Genomic DNA, 25,687 nt, shown 5'->3' with positions numbered 1-25,687 from the left:
TGGGCTAAATCCGTACAATTATCTATACCATTCGCTGACCGATCACAAACGTTAGAATCTCGCTAATACGGGGGTATATTGAGACGCAAACAGGGGTGATCGGTCAGCAAATGGTTTAGTACAGGTCACACTTCGGTGTGGCCTTTTTCATTTTAGGCTGCCAACTGCCGTGTAAGTGTTGGGTGGGTTGCTGGGTTACCTATTCCAGCCGACAGCAAACTCTCATAAATTGGCAGGATCACAATTTAACTCTTGAAAGCACGCAGGGTAATACCTGCTAAACGTTACGCATTGCGTATCTGCCGTCGCCAGTTCGGGGCGGCATTTCCTATTAACTCAACTCACAGGGGCGGCCATAGCTCACCCCACGGACGCCCATTGTTCAAATGGGGTGGAATATGAATATGCCAAACAAAGATCCGATTGAACTGTATCAATGGCTGATACTTCTGCTGCTTTCTGCATGGGGCGGAATAGTCCGCTACATCATCGATATAAAAACCAGCAACGCCCGTTGGAGTTGGATTGGGGCATTTGCCCAAGTAGTGGTTTCGGGATTTACCGGACTGATAGGCGGATTTATCAGTCTCGAAGCGGGGCTGAGTTTATACCTGATGTTCGTTAGTGCTGGCGTGTCCGGTGCAATGGGGAGCATCGCCCTAACCTATTTCTGGAACAGACTGACAGGTGAACAAAGATGAAAATCAGTAAAAACGGACTGGAATTCATTCAGCAATGGGAAGGCCTGAAACTGAAAGCCTATCCCGATCCCGCGACGGGTGGCATACCGTGGACGATTGGCTACGGGCATACACAAGGCGTTAAGAAAGGCGATGTGATTACTGATCAGCAGGCCGAAGCCTTCTTGCATGATGACCTCATACCTGCTTATGCCACACTGGAGCGATTAGTTAAAGTGCCACTGACTCAGGGCCAGTTTGACGCTCTGTGCTCCTTTATCTTCAATTGCGGCAGCGGTAATTTCTCCGGCTCTACTTTGTTGAAGAAAATCAATGCCGGTAATTATGCAGGTGCAGCGGCAGAGTTTCCCCGATGGAATAAAGCGGCTGGCAAGGTGATGAACGGTCTGACTCGGCGTAGGGCATCTGAGCAACAGATGTTTTTGTCATGAAACTCACATTAACCCACTACACGATCATGGCTCTGATAGTGATGACAGCGGTGGCCTATTATTACCGTTCTGAGTATGTGAAACAGAAAATCACCAACGACTATCAGTCCGATGAAATCCAGCAATTGACTGACCGTATCAACTACCAGAACACGCACATTGATATGCTGCATGAACTGGACACCAAACACACTCAGGAACTCGCCCATGCCAAGACTGAAATCGATACTCTTCGGGCTGATGTTGCCGCTGGTCGTCGCAAGTTGCGCATCAAAGCCGTCTGCCCCGTGTCTGAAACCGTTACCTCCCGCGGCATGGTCGATGCAACCACCGTCGAACTCTCTGGAGAAACTGGATCAACTGTTCTCGATATCCGAGAAGACATCATCAACGACCAGGCAAAATTAAGCTACTTGCAGGGTTATATGAATACCGAGTGTGGGAGAAAGAATAATGGCTAAGTTTCGAAAAAAACCAGTAGTTATTGAGGCATTTGAATTTAGGGGTGAGAGTAATTTAAACCCCAGCGTACCTGTATGGTTTGTTGATGCCGTTCTAAATGGTGAAATAAAGGCTGAGCCTGACCACATAATCATTCGCACATTGGAAGGTAATCATCGTGCTGACATTGGGGACTGGATTATCCAAGGGATAAAAGGAGAGTTATACCCGTGCAAGCCCGAGATCTTCGAGTTGACCTATGAGGCTATAGCACCGCAGAGCAAGTGATTCTGGGGTGGCAGGATTACATCAAAACGCAGTGTAAATGAGGTAAATATGTCACAAACATTTGGACAAAAAGCAGTGGGCTTATCTTTCAACCCATCAAACGATGATGCTGTCAGCCAGTGTAAGCAGATTTTTGCTGATGCTATAGATCAACTGGATGATTTGCGTAGCAGCACAGAATCAGCAGAAGTAAGACGATTGGCATCAATTGCGATTACAAAAGCGCAGGATGCACAGATGTGGTCAGTGAAAGCGATTACTTGGAAAGACTGATAATAAAGCCCCTACAACCCAGTAACTACAACAACACCCCATGCCATCAGTTAACGCTGGTGGCATTTTCTTTTTAAGGAACCTACCCATGACCAGAGAAAAAATGACGACAAAACAAAAAACGTTTTGTCGTGAATATCTGGTCGATTTAAACGCAACGCAGGCGGCAATCAGAGCAGGATACAGTGTTAAACGTGCCAGTGAGCTGGGCTATCAGTTGATGCAGAAAGCCCACGTGGTCGCGCTGATTGATGAGCTGAAACAGGCGCGCAACACGCAACTGGGCATTGATGCACACTATGTCCTCATGCGCCTCGTTGAAATCGATCAGATGGATGTGGCTGACATTCTGGAAGAAGACCTGAGCATCAAACCGCTCTCCAAATGGCCGGAATCATGGCGCCGTTACTTAAGCGGGTTCAATCTGGCTGAGATGTTCGAGGGTAGAGGAGACGAGCGCGACATGGTCGGCATTCTCAAGAAGATCAAATGGCCGGACAAAGTCAAGAACTTGGAATTGCTGGGCAAACACGTATCGGTGCAGGCATTCCGCGAGAATGTGAAGAACGAGCACACGGGAGCTGAAGGTGGGCCGATTGAGGTCGCCGGTCTGACAGCAGAACAGGCCGCCGACGCCTACAAGAAAATGATGAGGTGATCATGCCTGTTCCATTTCCGTTTGATTTTCGTAATCCCGATTACAACGCGGTGTTTGAATGGCGAATGGAGCGGTTACAACGCATTCGCCAGAATCCCTCGGTACTGCCCACTATGAGAGCATTTTATCGTGACAATCCCGGCCAGTTTATCATTGACTGGGGGATGACCGTAGACCCGCGTAACGTGGAGCGCGGTTTACCTTCTCGAATCCCGTTTATCCTGTTCCCCCGCCAAGAGGAATGGATAGCGTGGTTTATGGAGTGCTGGCGAACTCAAGAGCCGGGCATTACCGAGAAGACCCGTGACATGGGCATAAGCTGGCTGACTATCGGGACGGCCAGCACTATCTGTCTGTTCAATCGGGGTGTAGCGGCGGGCTTCGGCTCCCGTAAAGAAGAGTACGTGGATAAAATCGGCTCGCCCAAGTCCCTATTTGATAAGGCGAGGAACTTTATTAACCTGCTTCCCGCTGAATTCAGGGGTACATGGGACATTCGCAAACACGCACCCCATATGCGCATTCTATTTCCTGATACCGATTCAGTGATGACGGGTGAGGCAGGGGATGGCATCGGGCGCGGTGACCGTGCATCTTTTTACTTTGTGGACGAGGCGGCTTTCCTTGAACGCCCCGAGCTGGTGGATGCGTCATTGTCAGCCACAACTAACTGCCGTCAGGACGTTTCGACACCGAACGGCATGGCGAACTCGTTTGCCCAGCGGCGGCACAGCGGCAACATTGACGTATTTACGTTCCACTGGCGAGACGACCCGCGCAAAGACGATGCATGGTACGCCAAACAGGTGGAAAAACTTGATCCCGTCACACTGGCGCAGGAAGTCGATATCAACTACCAAGCGTCGGTAGAGGGAATTCTGATCCCCTCTGAATGGGTACAAGCGGCAATGGATGCCCATATCAAACTGGACATTCAGCCGACAGGTATTCGCCTGGGTGCGATGGACGTTGCGGACGAAGGCAAGGATAAAAACGCCTTTGCATGGCGTCACGGTTTTATGTTGCAAGGCATTGAAGAGTGGTCAGGTAAGGGCAGTGATATCTACGGCTCCGTCGAAAAGGTCTTCGGTTGGTGCACTCAATACCGGCTTGGCTCTTTCCGGTTCGACAGTGACGGACTCGGCGCAGGCGTACGCGGCGATGCCCGTATTATTAACGAACAGCGCACCGCACTCCGGCTGGATACTATTACCGCTACGCCATTTCGGGGCAGTGGTGCGGTATTCGATCCTGAAGGGGAAGCGGTACTGGGCGATGCATTTAGTGAGCCGCGATTGAATAAAGACTTTTTCGCTAATACCAAAGCGCAGGCGTGGTGGTCGCTACGAACACGCTTTCAGAAAACGTATCGGGCGGTTACGGAAGGGCATTTTTATGATCCGGATGAACTCATATCCATTTCTGGTGAAATGCCGCTGAAGGACAAATTAATCATTGAATTATCACAGCCTACCTATTCCGTGAATGGGGTTGGGAAAATTGTCGTGGATAAAAAACCGGACGGGACGAAAAGCCCGAACTTGGCGGATTCAGCCATGATCCTCTACGCCCCGATGGATATCTCAATGGAAATCTGGGAATTATTAGGACGAGGTTCTTAATGGCGAAAAATAACAAATTGCAGCCTACCGCGGACAGCTACGAGAACATGATGGCGCGTGTCGGGATGCACACGCCGAACCAGCACGCCGCCTCAACATACCGTCCAAACTGGACAAGCCGCAACCGGACGCTGATAGAAAATGCCTACCGTTCTTCGTGGATTATCGGTGCGGCGGTGGATTCGGTGGCCGACGACATGACCCGCAAGGGCATTCGGATCACGTCTGAGATAGACCCCAAAGCGCGGGGCGTTTTGGAATCCCTGTTTGACGAGCTGGAGCTGTGGGAAAACCTGAACAATATCATCAAATGGTCACGACTTTATGGTGGGGCATTGGGACTTATCCTGATTGAAGGGCAAGCGCCTTTTACCCCGTTACGGCCTGAAACCATCGGCAAAGGGAAATTCAAAGGGCTGCTATCCCTCGATCGCTGGCAGATTCAACCGGATTTGAATCGCCGTATCAAAGAAATCGGCAAGGATTTAGGTAAGCCTGAGTTTTACAACATCACGAACACCGGGCGAGGTATCCCCGCATGGAAAATCCATCACAGCCGGTTAATCCGATTTGACGGCGTCACATTGCCCTATCAGCAGGCGCAGACTGAAAACGAGTGGGGCATGTCGATTGTTGAGAGAATTTTCGACCGATTAACAGCATTCGACAGTGCGACCACAGGCGCGGCGCAGTTGGTTTATAAGGCGCACCTTCGTACTTACAGCATCGACAAACTGCGTGAAATCATTGCGATGGGGGGTGCCAGATTAGATGCGTTGCTCAAACACCTGGACATGATCCGTCAGTTCCAGAGCAACGAAGGTATGACACTGATGGATAAGAACGATGTGTTTGAAACCCACACCTATACCTTTAGTGGATTAGATAAAGTTTTGGCACAGTTTGCTGAGCAGATATCAGGGGCGGTGGGTATTCCACTGGTGCGGCTGTTCGGACAGTCGCCGCAAGGCTTTTCTACCGGTGATGCTGACCTGGCCAACTACTACGACAATATCGGTACCCAACAGGAGCGGCGATTACGCCAACCGCTAAGGCGATTGCTGGACGTGATGCACCGTTCGGAGTTCGGGCAAGAATTGCCGGAAGATTTTACATTTGAATTCAACCCGCTGTGGCAAATGTCTGACCTCGACCGCTCCACCATTGCTATGAATACCGTCAATGCCCTTAACGGGGCGCTGGATGGCGGCATGATGAAACTGAAAGCGGCTATGAACGACCTGCGGGAAATGGCGGACGTGACCGGCATCGGAAGCTCAATCTCTGATGAGGATATCAACAATGCGGAAGACGAAGCGCCGCCGCTCAGTGAGTTAGGCACTTCGCAGTCGAATACAGGCGAATTCACAGAATCAAACACTAACCTCAATGGTGCACAAATCTCCAGTATGGTTGAAATTGTCTCTTCCGTTGCAGCAGGTGAGTTACCCAGAGACACCGGAATACAAATGCTGGTCACGTCCTACCACATGGACAGCACAGAGGCTGAGAGAATAATGGGGAGTGTAGGTGATGGCTTCACGGCGAAATCGACAGAAGGCAGCGGTGACGACCCGCAAACAGTCTCGGCAGGCGGAAAACCGATATCGAACCAGTCTACGAAAGATAGCGCAGGCGGTCGGAAACATCGTCAAGGGATCTTACGATGGTTCAAATGACTCTGTCACTGAGATACTGGCCGCACTGGACAGCTACAGTGAGCTGATCATCCCGTGGGCGCAGCGGGTGGCACAGAATTTCGCGCTCGATATCAACCGGCAGGATGAAAAGCAGTGGCGCCAGCGTAGCCAGTTAATCAGCAGTGAACTGCGTAATCTGGTGGACAAGGCGCCCGTCGGGCAGGTGATGCGCTCTATTGTTGAAGAGCAAATCCAGTACATCAAATCACTGCCCATCGAGGCGGCGGATCGGGTGTATGACATTCATAACCGGGCAATCGAAACGGTGGTCACGGGCGGCAGGGCTGAACCTTTCGCGAAAGAAATTGCGGCGTCAGGTGAGGTGGCCGCGTCCAGAGCCAAACTGATCGCCCGCACCGAGGCAGGACGGGCGCAGACTGCACTGACACAGGCTAGGGCACAGTCCGTCGGTTCGGCAGGTTATATCTGGCGCACGGCAGAGGATGGTGACGTGCGGGGAGCACATCAAAAAATGGAAGGGCAATTTGTCGAGTGGGCCAAACCGCCGACACTGGATGGCCTGACAGGACACGCGGGCACATTGCCTAATTGCCGTTGCTACTGCGAAGTTGTCATACCGGACTAACTAATATGAAATATTTCTTTACTACGCGGCTGGGTAACACCCGTTACCAATTGTCCGACGGCTCCCTATTGTGTAAAGACGTTCCGATAGCGAGAACGGGTACGCAGCTTTATGCCGATTTCGAACTCCCTGATCTGGAGCCGGACACCGACGGCGAGGTTGTAGTGGAACGCTCACCTGAAGAGGTGTTCAGTGAAGCGACGCTGGCTTCGTTCGAGGGGATGACCGTCACTATCAAACATCCCGAGGATACCCAAGGCAATATCGTTTTTGTTGACCCTGATAATTGGCGAGAGCTGGCACACGGGCATGTACAAAACATCAGGCGGGGGGAGGGGGCGCAATCTGATCTGATGCTGGCCGATCTGGTTATTAAGGACACGGACGCTATTGCCGCCATCGACACCGGTTTTGATGAAGTGTCGTGCGGGTATGACGCCCAATATCGCCAGCTATCCCCCGGCAAAGCCGAACAATATCAAATCACAGGTAATCATGTGGCTCTGGTGCAAGATGGCCGAGCCGGAACACGTTGTTCAATTGGAGATAGTATGTCTAATACAGCACAAAATTGGTTCAAGCGCCTGAGAACGGCGGTTAAAACCAAAGACTCAGCGGCAATGGAAGAGGCGTTAAATAATGCTCCCGAGTCCGTTACAGGAGATGAGGGCACAGGCGAGTTGCCCAAGGCGATTAATATTAACATCAGTCCTCAACAACCGTTACCCAACAAAGATCCGGAGATGCCAAAGGGCGGTACGGGGGATGAGCAAATCCCGGCATGGGCGCAGGCCCTTATCGCACGTATAGATGCGATAGAGGGTAAAACAGCGGATAACGGCACTGACCCCAAAGGTACGGATAAACTGACAGGGGATTATGACGAAAAAGACGAGAAAGAGGAAAAAATCACGGGGGATGCGGCATATAAGGCTGAACTGATCGTACCCGGTATTAAGCTGGGTGATGCCAAACCAACAGCATTTAAACGTACGGTATTGGCGTCAGCAGATCAAAACATGGTACGCACCATTGTAGGCGATGCAGAAATTAAAAAGTTGCCTAAACATAGCGTTGATATGGCCTTTAATGCTGTGGCTGAGCTGGCGAAAGGCCGCAATACCGCACAGCACAACACCGGAGACGCCGCCCGTAAATCCTCTGGCAATTCCATTGCCGACCTGAACAAAGCCAACACCGAATTCTGGGCAAACAGGAGTAAATAACATCATGACAGTCTATTTAAAGCGGATGCCGTTAGGCATTGCCGGGGCTATTTCACGTCTACAGGATATGACGGTTGAACCTGTTTTACTGAAATCGGCGAATGCGTTTCCGGCTTATGGGCTGGTGGGCAAATACGACGGCGACTATTTTGTGCCGTTGGTCGAGGGGGATACGGCAGACAAGATACAGGGAATTTATGTTCGTCCCTATCCCACAACTAGCATGCCGGACAGGGTGCGCATTATCGGTGCAGATAACAATCTAACCGGGGATAACCTGAAACGCGGCTATATGACCGTGAAATTAGATGGCGATGCGTCCAGCATCAAAAAAGGTGCGCCAGTTTACGTGCGGGTGGGTAAGCCTGCTCCGACAAGTCCATTGGGTAGTTTCCTGAATGTGGCGATAGACGGTGAAACAGTCGTGCTCCCGAATGCCCAGTTTACAGGTTCGGGTGATGCTGATGGTAATGTTGAAATTTCTTACAAGATTTAAGGGACACTATGCAAACATATGACCAACAAACCATTGATAACAGTGGTACGTTTCTAATTGGCGAACTGGAACGCCTTGACCAGACCATTAACTTGCCCTTGGTGCAATACACGCACAGCCGTGATATCCAGTATCGTGAGGATGTGACCATTGCTGATGATATGGCAACATGGACGCATACCGATTTTGCGGCGGCAGGATCTGCCAACCCGAACGGTAAAAACTGGGTAAGCGGTAATTCGACAGCGCTGGCGGGTATCAGCGTGAACATTGACCGCGACGGGCACCCATTAACCTTGTGGGGAATGGAATTAGGCTGGACAATTATCGAATTGAACGCAGCGCAACAGGTAGGACGCCCTATCGATTCCCAGAAACACGACGGCATGCTGCTGAAATGGAACATGGACACCGACGAACAGGTCTACATGGGCGATTCAGGACTAGGGTTACAGGGGTTATTGAACCAAAAACGGGTCAATCTTATCAATGCCCGTAAACCGTGGGCGCAATCCACACCGGATGAAATTCGTGAAAGCATCAACCAGCTATTGAGTGATGCATGGGCACATTCCGGCTATACGATGGTGCCGACCGATCTGTTGATTTCGCCGGAGCAATTTGCGCTGCTTTCCTCCATTATTGTTTCCTCGGCGGGTAACCAATCGTTGTTAACGTATCTGAAAACTAACACCATTGCTTACCACCAGAATGGTATTCCGTTGGATATTCGCGCAGTGAAATGGGCGAAAGGGGCAGGGACAGCAGGAAAAGATCGCGCAATCGCGTACACCAATGACAAGAAATTCGTTCGGTTCCCCATGGTGCCGATGCAGAGCATCCCGATCCAGTATCGCGGCTTGTACCAGATGGTGACGTATTACGGCAAGTTAGGTGCGGTAGAAGCTGTCTATCGTGAAACGCTGAACTATATGGACGGTATCTAAATGAAAATCAGGGCACATACCGCATTCAAATTCACGCATGATAACGGTGAAACTCAGGAATTTGTGACAGGCGTTCATGAGGTCAGTGAAGACGTCGCTCAACACTGGTTTGTCCAGGCACATGCAGAGATTATCGGTGCAGTAGAGGATAGTGCGCAGGCTGATCACGAAACGGTTATTACCGAACTCCGCGCCGCAATTGTTGAGCTGACTCAACAATTGGCTGAACGTGATACCCAGACTATGGGGTTGAAACAGCAATTGGCTGAACGTGATACCCAGATTATGGAGTTGAAACAGCAATTGGAAGATCGAGACACCCAAATTGCTGAGCTGATGATATCGGGTGACCCGCAACCGACGGGCAATCAGACCGCTAACGGAGGTAAAAATGGGGGCAACAAGAAATAGGCAGATTCCCTCTATAGCTCAGTTCCGCACCGACTTTCCTCAGTTCGATGATACGCACAAATTCCCTGATGCCCAAATCCAGTTCCGGTTAAATCTGGCGGATAAACAGTTGGATGAAAACCGGCTGGGGGATATGTTCGGCTATCTGGTCGAGCTGATGGTCGCCCACTATATGGCTCTGTGGGCGGCAGACAGTCGATCGGTGGCAAGGGGGGGCGCAGGCGGGGCAAACAGTGGAGTGTTGTCGTCCAAAGCGGTGGATAAGGTGAGCGCCAGCTACGACACCGGCGCGACCTTGAACCCGAATGCGGGTTTCTGGAACAACACCCGCTATGGCTCCGAGTTCTACGAACTGTTGTTGATGTTTGGTGCGGGAGGTATTCAGCTATGAAAAGTGGCCTGAAAATACGGGTGGATAAAGCCAATGACATTCTGAAGGCGCTGAAAACCATTGGCAACCGTGACGTGCTGGTGGGGGTTCCCTCTGAAAACAGTAGTCGCGCTGATGTGCCGTTCGGCAACGCGGGGATCGGCTATATCAACGAATTCGGTTCCCCTGCCCAGAACATTCCGGCGCGGCCGCATCTTCGCCCCGGCATCCGTTCGGTGGAAGATAAGACCACAGAACAATTGAAAATTGCGGCAGAAGCGGTGCTGGAAGGTAAGCAGGATAAGGCCGAAAAAGCCCTGAACAAGGCCGGCATGCTGGCGGTAAACGGGGTTCAGCGTTACATGACGACGAATGATTTTGAACCGCTGGCCGACCCCACTGTTGCCGCCCGTGCCAAACGCGGGCGTAAGGGGGTGAAACCGCTGATCGATACGGGCGCGTACCGACGGTCGATTACCTACGTTGTCCGGGATAAATCGGAGGAATAACCATGCCGTTTTTAGATGTCACTGATGTGCTGTCTGACCCTGATTTCTGCGATACCTCACTGACAGTAAAGCGCCGCGCAACCAGTGTTGACAGCGACGGGTTCCCAACAACCACGGACACTATCAGCCCTTTTTCGGGCGTGGTGACAGTGGACAGATCAGTTGAAGCCCAGCTTCGTATGTCAGGGCAGGTGGTCACGGGCAGTATTCTGATTATCACCCCTGAGCGGCTGATAGCCGGGGAAACGGGGAGAGCCGGTGACATCGTCACCTATCAGAACCGTGAATACCTGGTGAAGTTGGTTGATCCCTACACGGCCTATGGTGCGGGCTTCGTGCAGGCGCATTGCGAATTGCTGCCATTTGATGGAGGTTCCCCATGAACACCTCAGAGCAGACAGGATGGCTAACGCCAGATACTGAGCCTGTCTACGATGAGTCATTGGAGCGGTTGCTCAGTCGCTGGCTGCAAGGCGTGTCAGGACTGAAAATCGTGAGGCCTCGCTGGACAGCGGTTCAGACTGTGCAGCCTCCTGCGGATGCAGACTGGTGCGGGTTCGGTATCACGGAAATACCCGCTGATGCCAATCCCGCCTACGCTAACCAGACCGACGAACACGGGGAATTGTGGCGACATGAAGAGTTTGAATGCATGGCGTCGTTTTATGGGCCAAAGAGCCAGCACTATGCCAGCCGGTTCCGTGACGGGGTCACTCTCGGCCAGAACAATGCTGAACTCAATCAGTCAGGTCTTTCGGTGATCAAGCAATCTCAGATCACTTCTTTTCCTGAACTTATTAATAACCAGTGGGTACGCCGCTATGACATCACGGTCACTCTGCGGCGCAAGGTTGTTCGTCGGTACGACATACGTGCCTTGACTGACGCACCAGTTAAATTCTTTGGAGACTAAACCCTATGCAGGGCTTACCTATTTCTAACATTGTTAACGTCAAGGTTAACATGGCACCCCGTGCAGCGCAGGCGCGTAGCTTCGGCTCGCTATTGATTGTCGGTGCCAGCAATGTAATTAATACGCACGAACGGTTACGTTATTACACCGATATTGACGGCGTGGGCGCGGATTTCGGCATGGATACCCCGGAGTATCAGGCCGCCGCACTGTACTACTCGCAGTCCCCTCAGCCCGTCGATCTGTATATTGGGCGTTGGGCAAAAGAGCAGGTGCTTGCAGCGTTGCGCGGGGCGGTACTGTCCAAGCCTGAACAGAGCATGAGTAAATTTACACTCATCACTGACGGCGCATTCAAGCTGACCATTGACGGTAAAGAAACCGTCATTACCGGTATCGATTTCAGTAAAGAAACCAACCTGAACGGTGTTGCAGAACGCGTGGCCGAAAAGCTGAAAAACGCTACCGTGCGCTGGGACAGTATTTCATCCCGCTTCACCGTCTCGCTGCAAACGTCAGGGAAAATGGGCTATATCACCCGTGCCGATAGTGGTTCCTATATCGGGGATATTCTGAAACTGGATGAATCATCCGGTGCGACAGTCATCGACCCGACACAGCCTGAGACCATTGCGGAGGCCGTAGCAGCGTTGGGATCAATGTCGGGTGCATGGTATGGACTGGTAATCGCGGACGGTTCACTGTCTGACAGTGATGTGCTCAGCGTGGCGCGGTATATCGAATCAGCGTCGGTATCACGTATTTATGGTCATACGGTCACCAAAACTGATGTACTCGACCCTGACGTAAGCACCGATATTGGCTCGCAGCTCAAAGGGGCGTTTTTAGGCCGCACTTTGTGGCAATACTCCGCACAACCTTATGCTATTGCCTCACTGTTTGGTCGTATGTTCACGGTGAATTTTCAGGGCAACAACACGACCATCACCCTGAAATTCAAACAGGAACCGGCTATCAGTGCAGAGTTGCTCACGTCAACACAGGCCAATGCCTTGAAAGTGAAATCAGGCAATGTCTTTGTCCATTACAACAACGACACCGCCATTATCCAAGAGGGTGTGATGGCAAACGGCACTTTCATTGACGAGCGTCACGGGCTGGACTGGCTACAGAACTACGTTCAGACCAATCTCTATAACCTGATGTATACCTCAACGACTAAAATTTCCCAGACCGATGAGGGCGTCACTCAGTTACTGATCAACGTCGAGCAGTCACTGTCGCAGGGTGTCACCAATGGGCTGATTGCGCCGGGAGTCTGGGGCGGGGATACGTTCGGGGCATTGAACCGGGGCGATATGCTGACCAAGGGATACTATACCTATGCCTCACCCATCGCCGAGCAAGTGCAGGCAGAGCGTGAGAAACGCAAAGCCCCGGTGATTCAATGTGCGATTAAGCTCGCGGGTGCCGTGCATTTCGCAGACGTCATTATTAACGTAAACAGGTGATCAGATGGCTACCTATTCATTTATGGATGTGTCCGCTTCAATAGCTGGCGTGGGGGGCATAGTGGATTTAGGGAATGGTGCGGCAGTCTCCGAAGAGGGGATCACCGTGGCAATGGCAGAAGCCAAAAACACCATGACCCTCAGCGCTGACGGCGAGGTGATGCACTCGTTACATGCGGGAAAATCCGGCACGATCACCGTGACGTTACTGAAAACCTCACCCGCGAATGCCAAGTTAATGCTGATGTATAACGCCCAACAGTTCTCTTCGGCGACATGGGGGAATAACGGCATCCTGATCCGTAACAAAGTATCCGGTGATACCACGGCGGCGCGTTCGGTGGCATTCCAGAAAATACCGGACATCGCTAACGCCAAAGTGGGCAATACAGTCAGTTGGGTTTTCGACTGCGGCAAAATCGACACTATTTTGGGGACATTCTGATGGAATTTGAAATTAACGGCAAAAAGTACCGGGCGGGCAAACTGGATGCCTTTCAGCAACAAGACTTAGCGGTGGCACTGATGCCGGTTGTTCCGTCATTGAAGCCTATCTGGGATAATCTGAAACCCTCGGGGGTGGATGAAAACGGCGAACCGATCTTCGATAAGGGAAGCATAGCGGACATTCTCACACCACTGGCGGATGCGGTGCGCACACTGGGTAAAGAGTCCCGCTATGAAATCAATGATATCTGCCTGTCGGTAGTCAGTCGTGAATCTGGCGGAGCGTGGTCAGGTATCTATACCGGTCAGCAACTGATGTTTGATGACATTAACGGACTGGATTTGCTGAAAATCGTGGGTCACGTCATCAAGGGTTCTCTGAGCAATTTTTTTCCCGCACTGCCAGAGAGCGGCGAGCCACCCCCGGTCAACCCAGCCTAGATTTAGAAACCCTCCCTCACGGGCGCTATTACCTGATGCGCCCGGTACGTAACGGTATGTGCAAATTCGAGTCATTAAAGAATGGCGATGTCGATCTGGCCGATATCGCCCTGATGAATGACACCTTGGACGTAGACGCCGAAAACGAAGCCTTGATAGCACGGTGGAAAGATGAGCAATAATGCAGAGACTATCCGCGACTTTTTGATCTCACTGGGTTTTGAGGTGGATGGCGCGGGTGAGAAGAAATTTAGCGCGATACTGGCAGGCGTCACCGGCAACGTTCTTAAATTAGGTGCCGCCGTGGAAGGTGCAGCGCTGGCGGTTGTGGGCTTTACGGCGCAGGTTGCCAGTGGACTGGATAAATTGTACTGGCAGGCACAACGTACAGGCGCTACAGCCGAGCAGATAAAAGCCCTTGGCTATGCGATGCATCAGGCGGGCGGCAGTGTCGAAGGGCTTAATTCGTCGCTGGAGGGTGTCGCCAGTTTTTTAAGGAATAATCCGGGGGGCGAAGGCTTCCTGCGCAACATGGGTATTCAGACCCGTGATACCAACGGCAAGCTGCGTGATACCGCTTCGCTGGTGGCCTTGGTCGGCGAACGGCTGTCAGCCATGCCACATTACCGGGCTAATCAGTATGCCAGTATCCTCGGCATTGATGAAAATACCCTGATGGCGATGCGTCGGGGGATTGGCGGTTATGCGTCTGATTATCAGCGGATAATGAAAACGATGGGCTATAACCCCACCGCCGCCGCCAAAAACGCCAATGCCTTCATGACTGAGTTCTATAAATTGAAAACGGTCATGGGGACGGCCAAAGACAAGATCGGCGGTGAGCTTGCCCGAGTATTGACGCCCAGTATCGAGAAACTCACCAGCCTGATACTGAAACATTGGCCAACCATTGAAAAGATCATTATATCGGTAGTGAAAGCTATCCTAGACCTGTCTGAAATGCTCGGTCAATTGGTCTATCGCGGAGCGAAAGGTATCCAAGACCTGATCGGCTGGTGGAAGAAATTAGACGAAGGCAGTAAAGACCTGATTAAAACGTTTGGTGCCATGCTTGCTGCATGGTGGGCGCTGAATGCCGGATTCCTCGCTTCTCCTATCGGCATCATCATGGCACTGGCGGCAGCGCTGTTTCTGTTATATGACGACTACCAGACATGGAAAGAAGGCGGTGAGTCGCTGATTGATTGGAGCAAATGGGAGCCGGCGATCAACTATGCGCTCAATGCACTGGGTGAACTAAAAGATATGTTTTCGGGTTTATGGGGGTCAGTTAAGGAACTGGGTAAGTCGTTTTCGGGTCTGTGGAAGTCACTGTCCCCGCTAATCGCTGAGTTTGGAAAGCTGATTGGCATAGACTTTAGCCGGTTCTCGGGTAAGGCTTTATTTGATAGCCTGATTAAGTCGATTAAGGACAGCATTACCTTTTTGACTTATCTGGTTGATGCCCTGAGACAGGTCATTGACGGTGACTTTAGTGGGGCGCTCTCCTCGCTTAAAAAAGCAGGGGGCGTCGTTTTAGATAGTGCGAAAAGCGGCATGGGTTTCGGGTTATATAATTGGGCAAACGACAAGGTAAATAAGTACCTGTTCCCTGAATGGTTAGGGGGTGCGCCATCCAAAGACAATAACCAGACAAGCGGCAATACTCGTGGGGAACGCAACAATAACCCTCTAAATATGGAATTTGCCGAACAAAAAGGGGCAACAGTAGAAGACCATCCTGAACAACGTTTCGCTAAATTCGGCACGGCTTATGAGGGGTTAGAACGCACCGCTTGGCAGTTGCGCCGCTATTTTAATGGGCTAACTGATAAAGTTCAGCGCCAATCCGTCGATTTAATTGTCAGTAAATGGGCACCTCCCGGTAAGAAAGATAATAACCGCACCGAAGAGTACATTCAAAGAGTAGCGAAGCGACTGGGTGTAGGCAGGCATGACCGTTTAGACTTAAATGACGATAATGTTATGTATGCGCTGATGAACGCTATGAGTCAAAATGAGATAGGAAAGCCGCTTCCTTACTCCAAGAACTTGATCATGGCTGCAATTGCGGGTGCACCCGCCCCGACAAAAGCATTGGCTAAAAACAGCAATTTCAACTTTGACCCACGGATGTTTGATAACGCGACAGCGAATATCAACAACATGCTGAGTCACACGGGTTACACGCCTAAGCGGTTGGAGTTATTAGCCAATAACCAACCCAATCAAACGACGATTGCACCAAATTATATCATCAGTGTGAATGGTGTTGATTCCCCGCACGAGGCTGCAGTACTAACAGGTGAATCCGTACAACGCGCCAACGCAATATTAGTGCGCAGTCTACAAACGAAGGTGAGCTAATGGATATTTTATCGACGTTATTTTCTCAGAATACGAGAAAGATTGAGATGATAGTACCAAGCGTGGTGATCTCTGAGAAGCACATGGACTCGACAGAGATTACCGAGCATCCGGTACAGTACGGTGCCTCAATTAGCGACCACGCCTATGACAAACCGTCAGAAGTGACAATGGAAATTGGCTTTGCGGGTGGTGGCTCGCTGATTGATGGCTTTGATACTTCGAAAATTAAGCTGTTTGATCTCGATACGGGGGCAACGTTAGGCAAAAGCCCCAAAGAGGTTTATGAGCAACTGCTTAAACTGAAAGCCTCCAAAGAGCCGTTCGATGTGATCACGGGGAAACGCCGATATAGAAACATGCTGATCCGTGCAATTGAAGTGACGACCGATAAAACGTCTGAAAACGTGCTTATGGTCACTTTGACATTACGCGAAGTGATTATTGTAGAACTTGCAACGGTCAAGGGTGTGAAAGTTCCACCAGAGAGAATGAAATACCCCTTAGATACCTCTCCTACCATTGATAAAGGTACTAAAACACCGATTGTCCCCAAGGAAAACAAAAGCCTAATGATACATGCTAAAGAGATTAGTAAGAAACTGTTGGAGCGTTTTAAATGAACATTGTCGAGGTTCCGTTACAGGCGGGAAACCAACAATTTGATATTCAACTAGGCGGCATTAACTACCGGATGCAGCTACAGTGGCGAGATTGCGCGGGGTGGATTTTAGATATCATGCAGACCAATAGTGAACCTATTGTGACAGGCATCCCATTAGTTTTCGGCGTGGATATTTTGGAACAGCATAGCTACTTGGGCTTTAATGGTTCGTTGGTTTTTTATTGCGATGATCTCAAAAATGAGACAAATAGGGAAGAGTTAGGTAGCAGCCAGCGGCTATACTTTGTGCAATAAATCACTTAGTACGTAGGGCTATAAATTGAAAAATATTATCTTTTGCTTGATTTTTTTTGCGATCTCAGGTTGTGCCGTAACTAAAGTACCTGAGAAAAAACCAGAAATTAATAATAATGCGTTAACGGCAATAGTTACAATTTTTACATTCTTTAACGAGGCTAAAAAGCACTATGATTCAGAAGAAAAATCGATACTTGCATGGAGTAAACTTAACAATGCAATGACGACGGAGGACGTTGTAAATATTATTAATGGCAGCAAAGAGCTTTCCGAGAAATCATCTGTCACATTTTATAGCATGTATTATCTGCTTAAGAGAGCTAACATGACTGATGACTGCTTAAAGGATGTGGAATGTATATTGAGGGCGCTTGCATCTAGTGGGGCTGATGTGCTGCAATTTGGTGATCTCGACTTCATGGCGGAGTATAAAGCCGACAATAACACGTTCAAATTTAAGCATTATGACCCTGAAAAAATCAAACCTTTGATGCATGATTTTGCTAGTGATTTAGTGAAGATGCAAGAAGATATGGAAAAGCAGGAAATAGAGGAGAACTCAAAGCTGCCAGATACACAGCCTTTTGAATTTAAGTACACCAATGACAAGTATGTGAACGCCGCTCTTGCATTAATAAACGCTGCTAAATTAGAAAAACATAATATTAGAGATAAGAATGGTAATAAAACTAAGGAATACAGGAAACCCACGATTTATGGGAAACCTTTCTTTGGAGACCTTTATTTATACCCACGTGCGTTACTTAAGCAAGCTAGGTCATGCGAAAAAGCGTCTGCATATGTGAGAGCGAATATAGATAATGCATGTAAAAGTGCAATAGTTGCCGGAGTTAAAGATTGGATAGGTACGGCAAGAGATCCTAACATATCAGACGTTGCTTGGAGGGCGGCTGCTAATAATGCCATTATAGGGGATAGTATAATGTTCTCTCACTGGGCAGGTATGGCTAGGGTTCATCAAAAAAGCCTAAATGAAACAGGTCGTATCAGCTTTTAAGTTAATGAAAGAAGCCCCATCACGGGGCTTTTTCTTTTATACGAGGTCAACATGTCAAAACAATGGCTTCGCGAGTGCAGCCTGATTGTTGCTGATGAGCAAGGTGAAGGTATTGATCTTTCCGAGCTGAAAATCAAATTCAATATTACCCGCCCCAGCTTCAAGTTTCCCGCGACGGGCATTTTCAAAATCTATAACCTGAACGATGAGACACGGGAGAAAGTCCGCAAGAACGAATATAAGATTATTAAATTCTCAGCAGGCTATCGCGGAAACTCAGGACAGATATTTTTCGGTCAAATCCAGTACACCTATACAGGGCGAGACAGCCCGACTGATACCTATGTCGTCATACAGGCACAAGACGGCGACCAGCCCTATAACGACGCAGTAGTCAATATCACGATATCATCCGGGTACACGCAGGAAGATGTGGACAGGCTACTGATGCGGGATATTGAGAAATACGGGATTCACGCCGGATTACGGCCAGAGTTCCAAAAGACCGTCGCCCCACGAGGCAAAGTCTTCTTCGGAATGCATAGAGACGAGTTATCTAATCTGGCTAAACAGAACGGCGCTGATTGGCGCTATGAAGACGGGCAATGTCACATTATCCCCAAGCGCACCTACCTCACCGAGGCGGTGGTACTGACCTATAAAACCGGGTTAATTGGGATGCCAGAGCAGACCATCGGCGGCGGGATCAATGTTAAATGTCTCATCAATCCTAAAATCAGACCGGGAACCTTAATCCGTCTGGATAACAAGTCGATTAATATGGCGGGGAAATCTACGGGGGTTATCGCCTCTGGCAACAGTGATAAAGAGATGCCTGCGCCCATTGACGCCGACGGCGACTATGTGGTTATCAACGTCAACTATTTCGGTGATACCCGTGAAAACACGTGGTACATGGAATTGATCTGTGTGGCCAAGAGCGACCAGACATTACTGAACCAATCAGCACTACAGGCAGATGTGAGGCAACAATGATCACTCACCATGAACGAGTTAACCAGCCCGAAACGCCGTTTCTGGTCATGCAGGCGGCGATCAGTTCCGGGCTATACGTGGCCTTACCTTGTATTATTCAGTCATTTAATGCCGATGCGGTGACAGTGACTGCACAACCGGCGATACGCTGGAAAGTCACGAACAGCGACGGACTCACGGAATCGGTCGCGCTCCCCTTGCTGGTGGACGTGCCTGTCATTTTCCCGCGCGGGGGTGGCGTAACGCTGACATTTCCTGTTAAAGCCGGTGATGAATGTCTGGTGATTTTCGCTGACCGTTGCATTGATTACTGGTGGCAGAACGGCGGCGTTCAGGAACCTGTAGACCCGCGCCAGCATAATTTATCAGATGGGTTTGCGATTGTGGGGCCTCAGTCACAGGCAAAGAAAATCAGCGGTATCAGTACCAGCGCCGCCCAACTGCGCACAGACGACGGCGCAGCGTACATCGAACTGTCTCCGAGCAGTCATAACATCACGGTCAAAACTCCCGGCAAGCTGACCGCAACGGCGGATAGCGGAACTGAAATCACTTCACCCGAGATTGTGCTCAATGGCAATGTGACCATCAACGGCAACTTGTCACAGGGTATGGGTGCCAGTGGTGGCATGGCGACAATGAACGGCCCCATTAATGTGAAAAATGATGTGATAGCGGGTGGCGTTAGCCAGATGAAACACAAGCATGGCGGCGTTGAAACAGGCGGCGGAATTACCGGAGAGCCACAATAATGCGATACCGACGAGAGGACAACAACGGCGATTACAGTTTCGGGCAGGGTGATAGTACCTTTCTGACCAACTCACCCGAAGCAGTCGCACAGGCCGTTAAAACGCGGCTCAACTTATGGCGGGGGGATTGGTTTCTGGATACGGCAGAGGGGACGCCCTATCGAGAGGTAGTATTAGATAAAAGCTATGCCAGTGCAATGGCACTTCGCGAGCGCATTCTCGGTACTGAGGGGGTGACTGAAATTATCTCACTCAATGCTAAACGTGATCCCGACACCCGAAAGATCACTATCACCGCCACTATTAACACCCGCTACGGCAAAACCACAGTAACCAGCGAACGGTAAATTATGCTTAATCTAGACACCTTAGGGCTTGCGGCCAAAATCACCGCGAGCGGCATCACTGCGCCTGATTACCCGACAATACTGGAACGGCTCACCGGGTATTTTCGTCAGATTTACGGCGAAGATGCTTATCTGGAGCCGGACAGTAAAGACGGTCAGATGATCGCTATTTATGCACTGGCACTTCATGACGCCAATAACATAGTCATTGAGTCCTATAATACCTACAGCCCGCGTACATCCAGCGGGGCTGCACTCTCTAATAACGTCGCCATTAACGGATTGTCACGCCATGCAGCCACCCGCTCGACGGCCGATGTCACCCTAGTGGGTCAGGTCGGCACGGTGGTTAAAAACGGTCTCGTGCGTGACCGGAACAACCATCCGTGGACGTTGCCCGATACCGTTACGATAGGTACGCAGGGTACAGTAACCGTCACGGCGACCTGTCAAAAACTGGGGGCGATCACCGCCGCACCGGGCGACATTTATATCATCGGCACCCCGACACGGGGCTGGCAGAGTGTCACTAATTCGCATAGCGCCACGGCGGGCGCACCCATTGAACCGGACGGCGCATTACGCATACGCCAACATAAATCGGTCGCACTGCCATCACGAACGGTACTTGATGGCATGCACGGCGCAATCAGTTTGATACCGGGCGTTGTTCGTTTACGCGGGTTTGAGAATGATACCCATAAAACTGACATCAACGGTATTCCGCCGCACTCGGTTGCCATGATCGTCGATGGCGGGGACGCGACTGAAATCGCTAAAACTATTGCCCTGAAAAAAACGCCCGGCTCAGGGACGTTTGGCGACACAACGATTAATGTTCGCAATCATTATGGATTGTCAACGCCAGTCCGGTTCTCGCGCCCCGTTGACGTGTCAGTTTATGTCGAATTGAACATCACGGCGTTTGAGGGCTACACCACGCTGGTGGGGGACAGGATCAAAGCGGCGATAGCTCAGTACATTAACACTATTGTTATTGGCGATAACGTTTATCTGGCACGGCTCTATTCCCCTGCCAACTTGCCCGGCGATGAGGAAGGGAAGACCTACGACATTAACACATTGAGAATTGGCCGATCAGTACATGCACTGGCGGAGTCCAATTTAAAAATCGCCTTTAACGAGGCACCCGTTTGTAACATTGACAACATTAATGTGGTGGTGACATGAGGCGGGACTATCTGAAACTCATTACCGCCCAGCATCGCCCAGCACCTAAATTTGTTAACCACATTGACCTCATCACCCGCACGCTCTCAGACATCGCCACAGTTGCCCAGACCCTGAATACTGAATTTTCCATCGACCACGGGGTCGGTGTGCAATTGGATGCCGTCGGGGAATGGATTGGGCTGTCGCGCTACGTGCGGGTACCTATTGTTGGCGTGTATTTCTCGCTGGACATGGAAGAAATCGGTTTCGATCGGGGGAGTTGGCGGCGTCGCTTTGACAGTGACACCGGATTTACGGAACTGGACGACGAAACCTATCGCACGTTGCTGAGGGTAAAAATTCAGGCTAACCACTGGGATGGAACCAGCGAAATGCTGGAGGCCATTTATCAGCAAATCTTGCCGGACAGTAATACCAAAATATTGTTTATCGATAATCAGGACATGACGATGGATGTATTTTTAACCGGGGGTGTCGTTCCTGAGGTGATTAAGGCCGTGATCAGGCAAGGCTATCTGAACGTCAAACCTGAGGCGGTTCGGGTTAACAACTATATCAATTCTGCCCGCAATGGGCTGTTTGGCTTTGATATCAATAATGAATTTGTCGCCGGTTTTGGTACAGGCGGCTGGGCTGTAAAACTGTGAGGATATTATGGCAAAAAATGAATTTCTCCCGTTCGGCATCGCAGACGGGGCGAATGTAGTACCAAACGAGGAGTACGGCAAACTGGCCGCACGGACTAACGGGTTTAGTTCAGGGGTGGCTAAGTCGCAGGAATTGAATAAGGTTTGGCGGCAGGCATCAGTGATTGCGAGTGTCGTTGCTCAGTTTATCGCGGAAACCAACAATCAAGACGTGCTTGATGATGGTAACACGGCAGCGTTGCGAGCCGGGCTGCTAAATGCATTGAGGGCAACGGTAGGCGCTAATATCCCTGTAGCATCTCAGACTACGGCAGGTATTGCCAAACTGAGCAATGCCACTAACAGTAACAGTGAGATGGATGCTGCGACACCAAGAGCAGTGAAGGCAACATATGATCTGGCTAATACCGCAAATCAGAATGCCGGAAACGCTATCACCAATGCGGCCAATGCGAATACCAATGCTAATTCTCGTCTGGAGAAAAACCAGAACGGCGCAGACATTCCGAACAAGCCGAAATTTGTAGAAAACCTCGGTTTAACGGGAACGGTAGATTTAGCGGAAAATGCCTATCCGAAAACAGGCGGACAAATTACAGGGAAGGTTTATGCTGACAACGATATTGAAGCCAAAGGGTGGGTTGGGGCTACCACACTGCACGATCGCCATAAAGATGGGCGATGGTCGCGGGCGTACAGCGAGGCGTTCCCGCCGACAGCGGCAGTGGTTGGCGCCTATTCGATTAAAGAAGCGAATGACCGTTATGCGCTGAAAAAATCCAATGAGTCAATTACATGCGGTGAATTGATTGTGAAATCATCGCATGACTATTCACCAGTAAAATGGGTCAGAACAGATGGCTCATTCATTCTGCTGACGCCAAATCCACCAAATAGTGAAAGCCCTTTCACTATTTATGAAAGGACGGCGGATAATAAAACGATCCGGTCTTTTGATGCCCCAAAAAAATCGGGGGAAATGGCGACCGTTCAACAGTTGCTGGGTATCGGTCAGAACTGGACCGATGTGACATCAATCCGCGAAAATAGGTCGTCTTATAAAAACTCGACGGATAAACCTATCGTTGTTTACATTGAGTCAAACGGAACGGGGACATCACAGGCGTTCAGTATTGATATCACTGTTAGTGGGTTCCGTGTGGCGTATCGCTGGACTTCTACCGATGAGGTGATTTCGCTGTCTGCAATAGTTCCACCGGGAGAAACATATCGTGTCCAGGGGGGATGGGGGTCATCGGCAGAATGGGCCGTCATCACTAAATGGATGGAGCTGCGCTAATGAACACAGAAATTATTGACCAAAAGTTTTTCAAAGATGCTGATAATAATGTTTTTTGCATTGATATCATGCCGATGAATAAAGACACGTGGAGATATGAAATCCGGGAGAATTGGAACGCGATCAGTAAAAAAGAGGCTGGTGCCATCCTCAATCCCCCACCCACACCAGAGCAGCTACAGCAGAATGCAGAGCATGAGAAACGATATTTGCTGAGGGCGGCCAAAGAGAAAATTGATATCTGCCAAGATGCAGTCGATTTGAATATCGCCACCGATGCCGAGAAATCCGCACTAACCGAATGGCGTAAATACCGGGTGCTACTCAATCGGGTGGATTGTACTACCGCACCCGATGTCAAATGGCCGGAACAGCCGAAGTGAATACGGGGGCTGCGCGCCCCTATCTTCATTCAATAGTCAATAGGGGAGATTAGCGGGTAGTTGGGTGGATTGGGGAAATTGTGGGCAGATGTTGGGGTCGGTGTGGGCGGATGTTGGAAGGTAGGATACTGACTTTATTATGCTAAGGGACTTATAGTCCCTTCTGTTTTTCTTCACGATATTGCCTTTTTCTTATCTGTAACCTTTTGAATTAATTGGTCTGTAAAAACAGCTTATATAGTGAAAATGTTAACTAAGTGATTGATAAATTGAGATATAACTCATGTTTTAAAATCCCTCGGCTTTATGGCTGTGCGGGTTCAAGTCCCGCTCTGGGCACCAAATATAAGTTTACTAACGTCTACACTAGTAAACTAACTCCTAGAAAGACCTGATAAATCAATCAGGTCTTTTCTTTTTAGGTCTACTTTAGTCCATTGCAATCAATATGCACCACGGGGCATAATCTGGGGCACCTACACTTCTATTTTTAAATATGCCCCTAAAAAATGAAACTAAACGCACGGCAAATCGAAGCAGCAAAACCCAAAGAAAAAACCTACAAACTCGCTGATGGTGGCGGACTCTATCTGGAGATCACATCACGCGGCTCTAAATACTGGCGTATGAAGTATCGCCGCCCTACCGATAAGAAAGAAGACCGACTGGCTTTTGGTGTCTATCCAATGATCTCTTTAGCCGATGCTCGCGCCAAACGAGATGAAGCAAAAAAGCTAATTGCTCAGGGTATTGATCCCAAAGCCGAGAAAAAAGACGCACATGCTGGGACAAAAGGAAAACATACCTTTGAAAAAGTTGCCCGTGACTGGCACGCCAGCAATAAACGTTGGAGTGAAGATCACGGCAACCGCATTCTACGCAGCCTTGAACATTATATATTCCCGCATATTGGCAGGCTTGATATTTCCACTTTACGGACAAGCCAACTTTTAGCGCCGATCAAAACCGTTGATGCTGATGGAAAACATGATATTGCCCAGCGATTACAGCAACGTATCACTTCCATCATGCGTTATGCCGTCCAAAATGATATCCTTGAATTCAACCCAGCTAATGATATGGCTGGCGCACTTTCTACTGTTAAATCTAAACATCACCCCGCCCTGCCCCACGAACGTTTACCTGAATTTTTGAGCCGACTTTCTCGCTATCGTGGACGCCTAATCACCCGTATCGCGGTGGAACTGACTTTATTAACGTTCGTCCGTTCCAGTGAATTGAGATTTGCGCGTTGGGAAGAACTCGACATTGAAAATGCAGTCTGGAAAATCCCGGCTACAAGAAAAACCATTGAAGGCGTTAAGTTTTCCGAACGAGGCATGAAAATGAAGACGGAGCATATTGTGCCGTTGAGTCGCCAGGCTGTCGTTTTGTTCAAATCATTACGCGAGCTGAGCGGTGATTGTGAAGTCATGTTCCCTAACGATCACGATCCACAAAAGGTCATGAGTGAAAGCACGGTTAATAATGCCCTTCGTGGCATGGGATACGACACCAAAACCGATGTTTGCGGGCATGGGTTCCGAACAATGGCACGTGGTGCAATGGGAGAATCAGGATTATGGAACGATGACGCCATCGAACGCCAGTTAAGCCATGTGGAAAGAAAAAACGTCAGAGCCGCCTATATTCACACCTCTAAACATCTGGATGAACGGCGACTGATGGTGCAATGGTGGGCCGATTATCTGGATGCCAACCGCGAAAAACATATCACGCCGTATGATTTTGCTAAGAAACGCCGGAAGTAACATTTATTAATACTTCTAATATACTGAATAAAAGATGATTTTTTAGACTTTGTTGGC

The 25,687-nt window shown here is 49.8% G+C and carries 33 protein-coding genes; all 33 read left to right on the top strand.

Going from position 1 to position 25,687, the window contains the following annotated elements:
- Nucleotides 1-404 precede the first annotated feature (404 nt).
- Entirely contained in the window at nt 405-701 is a 297-nt protein-coding gene (locus PSI22_RS14420) for a phage holin family protein (RefSeq protein ID WP_038256023.1), read from the top strand.
- Nucleotides 698-1,132, top strand: a complete 435-nt coding sequence (locus PSI22_RS14415; protein ID WP_273580346.1) for a lysozyme — start codon at nt 698-700, stop codon at nt 1,130-1,132. Before PSI22_RS14420 ends, PSI22_RS14415 begins: the two co-directional genes overlap by 4 nt.
- Entirely contained in the window at nt 1,129-1,593 is a 465-nt protein-coding gene (locus tag PSI22_RS14410) for a lysis protein (protein WP_273580345.1), read from the top strand. Before PSI22_RS14415 ends, PSI22_RS14410 begins: the two co-directional genes overlap by 4 nt.
- Complete coding sequence (locus PSI22_RS14405; protein WP_273580344.1) at nt 1,586-1,861, top strand: hypothetical protein; 276 nt, start codon at nt 1,586-1,588, stop codon at nt 1,859-1,861. The genes PSI22_RS14410 and PSI22_RS14405 overlap by 8 nt, the downstream gene beginning before the upstream one ends.
- A 48-nt stretch (nt 1,862-1,909) precedes the next feature.
- A complete protein-coding gene (locus PSI22_RS14400; RefSeq protein ID WP_273580343.1) occupies nt 1,910-2,134 on the top strand; it encodes an Acb2/Tad1 domain-containing protein in 225 nt (74 codons plus the stop codon).
- Nucleotides 2,135-2,222: 88 nt separating this feature from the next.
- On the top strand, nt 2,223-2,792 hold the full coding sequence (locus tag PSI22_RS14395) for a terminase small subunit (protein WP_273580342.1): 570 nt from the start codon (nt 2,223-2,225) through the stop codon (nt 2,790-2,792).
- 2 nt (nt 2,793-2,794) lie between these two features.
- A complete protein-coding gene (locus tag PSI22_RS14390; RefSeq protein WP_273580341.1) occupies nt 2,795-4,414 on the top strand; it encodes a TerL protein in 1,620 nt (539 codons plus the stop codon).
- On the top strand, nt 4,414-6,093 hold the full coding sequence (locus tag PSI22_RS14385) for a DUF1073 domain-containing protein (RefSeq protein WP_306310593.1): 1,680 nt from the start codon (nt 4,414-4,416) through the stop codon (nt 6,091-6,093). The genes PSI22_RS14390 and PSI22_RS14385 overlap by 1 nt, the downstream gene beginning before the upstream one ends.
- Nucleotides 5,981-6,700 (top strand): phage head morphogenesis protein, encoded by a 720-nt coding sequence (locus PSI22_RS14380; protein ID WP_370689034.1) that lies wholly within the window; start codon nt 5,981-5,983, stop codon nt 6,698-6,700. Before PSI22_RS14385 ends, PSI22_RS14380 begins: the two co-directional genes overlap by 113 nt.
- 5 nt (nt 6,701-6,705) lie before the next feature.
- Entirely contained in the window at nt 6,706-7,926 is a 1,221-nt protein-coding gene (locus tag PSI22_RS14375) for a DUF2213 domain-containing protein (protein ID WP_273580339.1), read from the top strand.
- Between the two features lie 4 nt (nt 7,927-7,930).
- Nucleotides 7,931-8,422 (top strand): structural cement protein Gp24, encoded by a 492-nt coding sequence (locus PSI22_RS14370; RefSeq protein WP_273580338.1) that lies wholly within the window; start codon nt 7,931-7,933, stop codon nt 8,420-8,422.
- Between the two features lie 8 nt (nt 8,423-8,430).
- Entirely contained in the window at nt 8,431-9,369 is a 939-nt protein-coding gene (locus PSI22_RS14365) for a DUF2184 domain-containing protein (protein ID WP_273580337.1), read from the top strand.
- A complete protein-coding gene (locus PSI22_RS14360) occupies nt 9,370-9,780 on the top strand; it encodes an STY1053 family phage-associated protein (protein WP_273580336.1) in 411 nt (136 codons plus the stop codon).
- Nucleotides 9,761-10,171, top strand: coding sequence for a DUF4054 domain-containing protein (locus tag PSI22_RS14355; protein WP_273580335.1), 411 nt, complete (start codon nt 9,761-9,763; stop codon nt 10,169-10,171). Before PSI22_RS14360 ends, PSI22_RS14355 begins: the two co-directional genes overlap by 20 nt.
- Nucleotides 10,168-10,659 (top strand): hypothetical protein, encoded by a 492-nt coding sequence (locus PSI22_RS14350; protein ID WP_273580334.1) that lies wholly within the window; start codon nt 10,168-10,170, stop codon nt 10,657-10,659. Before PSI22_RS14355 ends, PSI22_RS14350 begins: the two co-directional genes overlap by 4 nt.
- Before the next feature lie 2 nt (nt 10,660-10,661).
- Entirely contained in the window at nt 10,662-11,042 is a 381-nt protein-coding gene (locus tag PSI22_RS14345; protein WP_273580333.1) for a head-tail adaptor, read from the top strand.
- On the top strand, nt 11,039-11,572 hold the full coding sequence (locus PSI22_RS14340) for a phage neck terminator protein (protein ID WP_273580332.1): 534 nt from the start codon (nt 11,039-11,041) through the stop codon (nt 11,570-11,572). Before PSI22_RS14345 ends, PSI22_RS14340 begins: the two co-directional genes overlap by 4 nt.
- Nucleotides 11,573-11,577: 5 nt before the next feature.
- A complete protein-coding gene (locus tag PSI22_RS14335; protein ID WP_273580331.1) occupies nt 11,578-13,044 on the top strand; it encodes a DUF3383 domain-containing protein in 1,467 nt (488 codons plus the stop codon).
- Between the two features lie 4 nt (nt 13,045-13,048).
- Complete coding sequence (locus tag PSI22_RS14330; protein WP_038197873.1) at nt 13,049-13,489, top strand: DUF3277 family protein; 441 nt, start codon at nt 13,049-13,051, stop codon at nt 13,487-13,489.
- Nucleotides 13,489-13,932 carry a phage tail assembly chaperone gene (locus tag PSI22_RS14325; RefSeq protein ID WP_273580330.1) on the top strand — a complete coding sequence of 148 codons (444 nt, stop codon included), beginning with the start codon at nt 13,489-13,491 and terminating at the stop codon, nt 13,930-13,932. The genes PSI22_RS14330 and PSI22_RS14325 overlap by 1 nt, the downstream gene beginning before the upstream one ends.
- Nucleotides 13,933-13,967: 35 nt before the next feature.
- Nucleotides 13,968-14,114 carry a DUF6889 family protein gene (locus PSI22_RS14320; RefSeq protein ID WP_230580775.1) on the top strand — a complete coding sequence of 49 codons (147 nt, stop codon included), beginning with the start codon at nt 13,968-13,970 and terminating at the stop codon, nt 14,112-14,114.
- On the top strand, nt 14,104-16,299 hold the full coding sequence (locus PSI22_RS14315) for a lytic transglycosylase (RefSeq protein WP_273580329.1): 2,196 nt from the start codon (nt 14,104-14,106) through the stop codon (nt 16,297-16,299). The genes PSI22_RS14320 and PSI22_RS14315 overlap by 11 nt, the downstream gene beginning before the upstream one ends.
- Entirely contained in the window at nt 16,299-16,922 is a 624-nt protein-coding gene (locus tag PSI22_RS14310; protein ID WP_273580328.1) for a phage baseplate protein, read from the top strand. Before PSI22_RS14315 ends, PSI22_RS14310 begins: the two co-directional genes overlap by 1 nt.
- Nucleotides 16,919-17,218, top strand: coding sequence for a phage baseplate plug family protein (locus tag PSI22_RS14305; protein WP_273580327.1), 300 nt, complete (start codon nt 16,919-16,921; stop codon nt 17,216-17,218). The genes PSI22_RS14310 and PSI22_RS14305 overlap by 4 nt, the downstream gene beginning before the upstream one ends.
- 25 nt (nt 17,219-17,243) lie before the next feature.
- Nucleotides 17,244-18,239 carry a hypothetical protein gene (locus tag PSI22_RS14300; RefSeq protein ID WP_273580326.1) on the top strand — a complete coding sequence of 332 codons (996 nt, stop codon included), beginning with the start codon at nt 17,244-17,246 and terminating at the stop codon, nt 18,237-18,239.
- Nucleotides 18,240-18,290: 51 nt separating this feature from the next.
- Nucleotides 18,291-19,235, top strand: coding sequence for a phage protein (locus PSI22_RS14295; RefSeq protein WP_273580325.1), 945 nt, complete (start codon nt 18,291-18,293; stop codon nt 19,233-19,235).
- Nucleotides 19,232-19,987: a Gp138 family membrane-puncturing spike protein gene (locus tag PSI22_RS14290; protein ID WP_273580324.1), complete on the top strand. Its 756-nt coding sequence runs from the start codon at nt 19,232-19,234 to the stop codon at nt 19,985-19,987. Before PSI22_RS14295 ends, PSI22_RS14290 begins: the two co-directional genes overlap by 4 nt.
- The gene (locus PSI22_RS14285) at nt 19,987-20,334 is read left to right on the top strand and encodes a contractile injection system sheath initiator (protein ID WP_273580323.1); all 348 of its coding nucleotides are present in this window, start codon (nt 19,987-19,989) and stop codon (nt 20,332-20,334) included. The genes PSI22_RS14290 and PSI22_RS14285 overlap by 1 nt, the downstream gene beginning before the upstream one ends.
- 3 nt (nt 20,335-20,337) lie before the next feature.
- Nucleotides 20,338-21,525 carry a baseplate J/gp47 family protein gene (locus tag PSI22_RS14280; RefSeq protein ID WP_273580322.1) on the top strand — a complete coding sequence of 396 codons (1,188 nt, stop codon included), beginning with the start codon at nt 20,338-20,340 and terminating at the stop codon, nt 21,523-21,525.
- On the top strand, nt 21,522-22,175 hold the full coding sequence (locus PSI22_RS14275) for a DUF2612 domain-containing protein (RefSeq protein ID WP_273580321.1): 654 nt from the start codon (nt 21,522-21,524) through the stop codon (nt 22,173-22,175). Before PSI22_RS14280 ends, PSI22_RS14275 begins: the two co-directional genes overlap by 4 nt.
- Before the next feature lie 7 nt (nt 22,176-22,182).
- Nucleotides 22,183-23,475 (top strand): tail fiber protein, encoded by a 1,293-nt coding sequence (locus tag PSI22_RS14270; RefSeq protein WP_273580320.1) that lies wholly within the window; start codon nt 22,183-22,185, stop codon nt 23,473-23,475.
- A complete protein-coding gene (locus PSI22_RS14265; RefSeq protein ID WP_273580319.1) occupies nt 23,475-23,858 on the top strand; it encodes a tail fiber assembly protein in 384 nt (127 codons plus the stop codon). The genes PSI22_RS14270 and PSI22_RS14265 overlap by 1 nt, the downstream gene beginning before the upstream one ends.
- A 509-nt stretch (nt 23,859-24,367) precedes the next feature.
- Nucleotides 24,368-25,630 (top strand): tyrosine-type recombinase/integrase, encoded by a 1,263-nt coding sequence (locus PSI22_RS14260; protein WP_273580318.1) that lies wholly within the window; start codon nt 24,368-24,370, stop codon nt 25,628-25,630.
- Nucleotides 25,631-25,687: the final 57 nt, after the last annotated feature.

The organism is Xenorhabdus aichiensis (assembly GCF_028598775.1).
GTDB lineage: Bacteria > Pseudomonadota > Gammaproteobacteria > Enterobacterales > Enterobacteriaceae > Xenorhabdus > Xenorhabdus bovienii.
This window is presented reverse-complemented; position numbering and strand designations above follow the sequence as displayed.

Coding starts and splice junctions, on each gene's coding strand:
- PSI22_RS14275 (WP_273580321.1), top strand. CDS start 21,522: ATGAGGCGGGACTATCTGAAACTCATTACCGCCCAGCATCGCCCAGCA.
- PSI22_RS14335 (WP_273580331.1), top strand. CDS start 11,578: ATGCAGGGCTTACCTATTTCTAACATTGTTAACGTCAAGGTTAACATG.
- PSI22_RS14400 (WP_273580343.1), top strand. CDS start 1,910: ATGTCACAAACATTTGGACAAAAAGCAGTGGGCTTATCTTTCAACCCA.
- PSI22_RS14365 (WP_273580337.1), top strand. CDS start 8,431: ATGCAAACATATGACCAACAAACCATTGATAACAGTGGTACGTTTCTA.
- PSI22_RS14375 (WP_273580339.1), top strand. CDS start 6,706: ATGAAATATTTCTTTACTACGCGGCTGGGTAACACCCGTTACCAATTG.
- PSI22_RS14315 (WP_273580329.1), top strand. CDS start 14,104: ATGAGCAATAATGCAGAGACTATCCGCGACTTTTTGATCTCACTGGGT.
- PSI22_RS14385 (WP_306310593.1), top strand. CDS start 4,414: ATGGCGAAAAATAACAAATTGCAGCCTACCGCGGACAGCTACGAGAAC.
- PSI22_RS14265 (WP_273580319.1), top strand. CDS start 23,475: ATGAACACAGAAATTATTGACCAAAAGTTTTTCAAAGATGCTGATAAT.
- PSI22_RS14320 (WP_230580775.1), top strand. CDS start 13,968: ATGCGCCCGGTACGTAACGGTATGTGCAAATTCGAGTCATTAAAGAAT.
- PSI22_RS14370 (WP_273580338.1), top strand. CDS start 7,931: ATGACAGTCTATTTAAAGCGGATGCCGTTAGGCATTGCCGGGGCTATT.
- PSI22_RS14415 (WP_273580346.1), top strand. CDS start 698: ATGAAAATCAGTAAAAACGGACTGGAATTCATTCAGCAATGGGAAGGC.
- PSI22_RS14395 (WP_273580342.1), top strand. CDS start 2,223: ATGACCAGAGAAAAAATGACGACAAAACAAAAAACGTTTTGTCGTGAA.
- PSI22_RS14280 (WP_273580322.1), top strand. CDS start 20,338: ATGCTTAATCTAGACACCTTAGGGCTTGCGGCCAAAATCACCGCGAGC.
- PSI22_RS14360 (WP_273580336.1), top strand. CDS start 9,370: ATGAAAATCAGGGCACATACCGCATTCAAATTCACGCATGATAACGGT.
- PSI22_RS14420 (WP_038256023.1), top strand. CDS start 405: ATGCCAAACAAAGATCCGATTGAACTGTATCAATGGCTGATACTTCTG.
- PSI22_RS14330 (WP_038197873.1), top strand. CDS start 13,049: ATGGCTACCTATTCATTTATGGATGTGTCCGCTTCAATAGCTGGCGTG.
- PSI22_RS14405 (WP_273580344.1), top strand. CDS start 1,586: ATGGCTAAGTTTCGAAAAAAACCAGTAGTTATTGAGGCATTTGAATTT.
- PSI22_RS14290 (WP_273580324.1), top strand. CDS start 19,232: ATGATCACTCACCATGAACGAGTTAACCAGCCCGAAACGCCGTTTCTG.
- PSI22_RS14285 (WP_273580323.1), top strand. CDS start 19,987: ATGCGATACCGACGAGAGGACAACAACGGCGATTACAGTTTCGGGCAG.
- PSI22_RS14295 (WP_273580325.1), top strand. CDS start 18,291: ATGTCAAAACAATGGCTTCGCGAGTGCAGCCTGATTGTTGCTGATGAG.
- PSI22_RS14270 (WP_273580320.1), top strand. CDS start 22,183: ATGGCAAAAAATGAATTTCTCCCGTTCGGCATCGCAGACGGGGCGAAT.
- PSI22_RS14340 (WP_273580332.1), top strand. CDS start 11,039: ATGAACACCTCAGAGCAGACAGGATGGCTAACGCCAGATACTGAGCCT.
- PSI22_RS14325 (WP_273580330.1), top strand. CDS start 13,489: ATGGAATTTGAAATTAACGGCAAAAAGTACCGGGCGGGCAAACTGGAT.
- PSI22_RS14410 (WP_273580345.1), top strand. CDS start 1,129: ATGAAACTCACATTAACCCACTACACGATCATGGCTCTGATAGTGATG.
- PSI22_RS14350 (WP_273580334.1), top strand. CDS start 10,168: ATGAAAAGTGGCCTGAAAATACGGGTGGATAAAGCCAATGACATTCTG.
- PSI22_RS14305 (WP_273580327.1), top strand. CDS start 16,919: ATGAACATTGTCGAGGTTCCGTTACAGGCGGGAAACCAACAATTTGAT.
- PSI22_RS14355 (WP_273580335.1), top strand. CDS start 9,761: ATGGGGGCAACAAGAAATAGGCAGATTCCCTCTATAGCTCAGTTCCGC.
- PSI22_RS14390 (WP_273580341.1), top strand. CDS start 2,795: ATGCCTGTTCCATTTCCGTTTGATTTTCGTAATCCCGATTACAACGCG.
- PSI22_RS14310 (WP_273580328.1), top strand. CDS start 16,299: ATGGATATTTTATCGACGTTATTTTCTCAGAATACGAGAAAGATTGAG.
- PSI22_RS14260 (WP_273580318.1), top strand. CDS start 24,368: ATGAAACTAAACGCACGGCAAATCGAAGCAGCAAAACCCAAAGAAAAA.
- PSI22_RS14345 (WP_273580333.1), top strand. CDS start 10,662: ATGCCGTTTTTAGATGTCACTGATGTGCTGTCTGACCCTGATTTCTGC.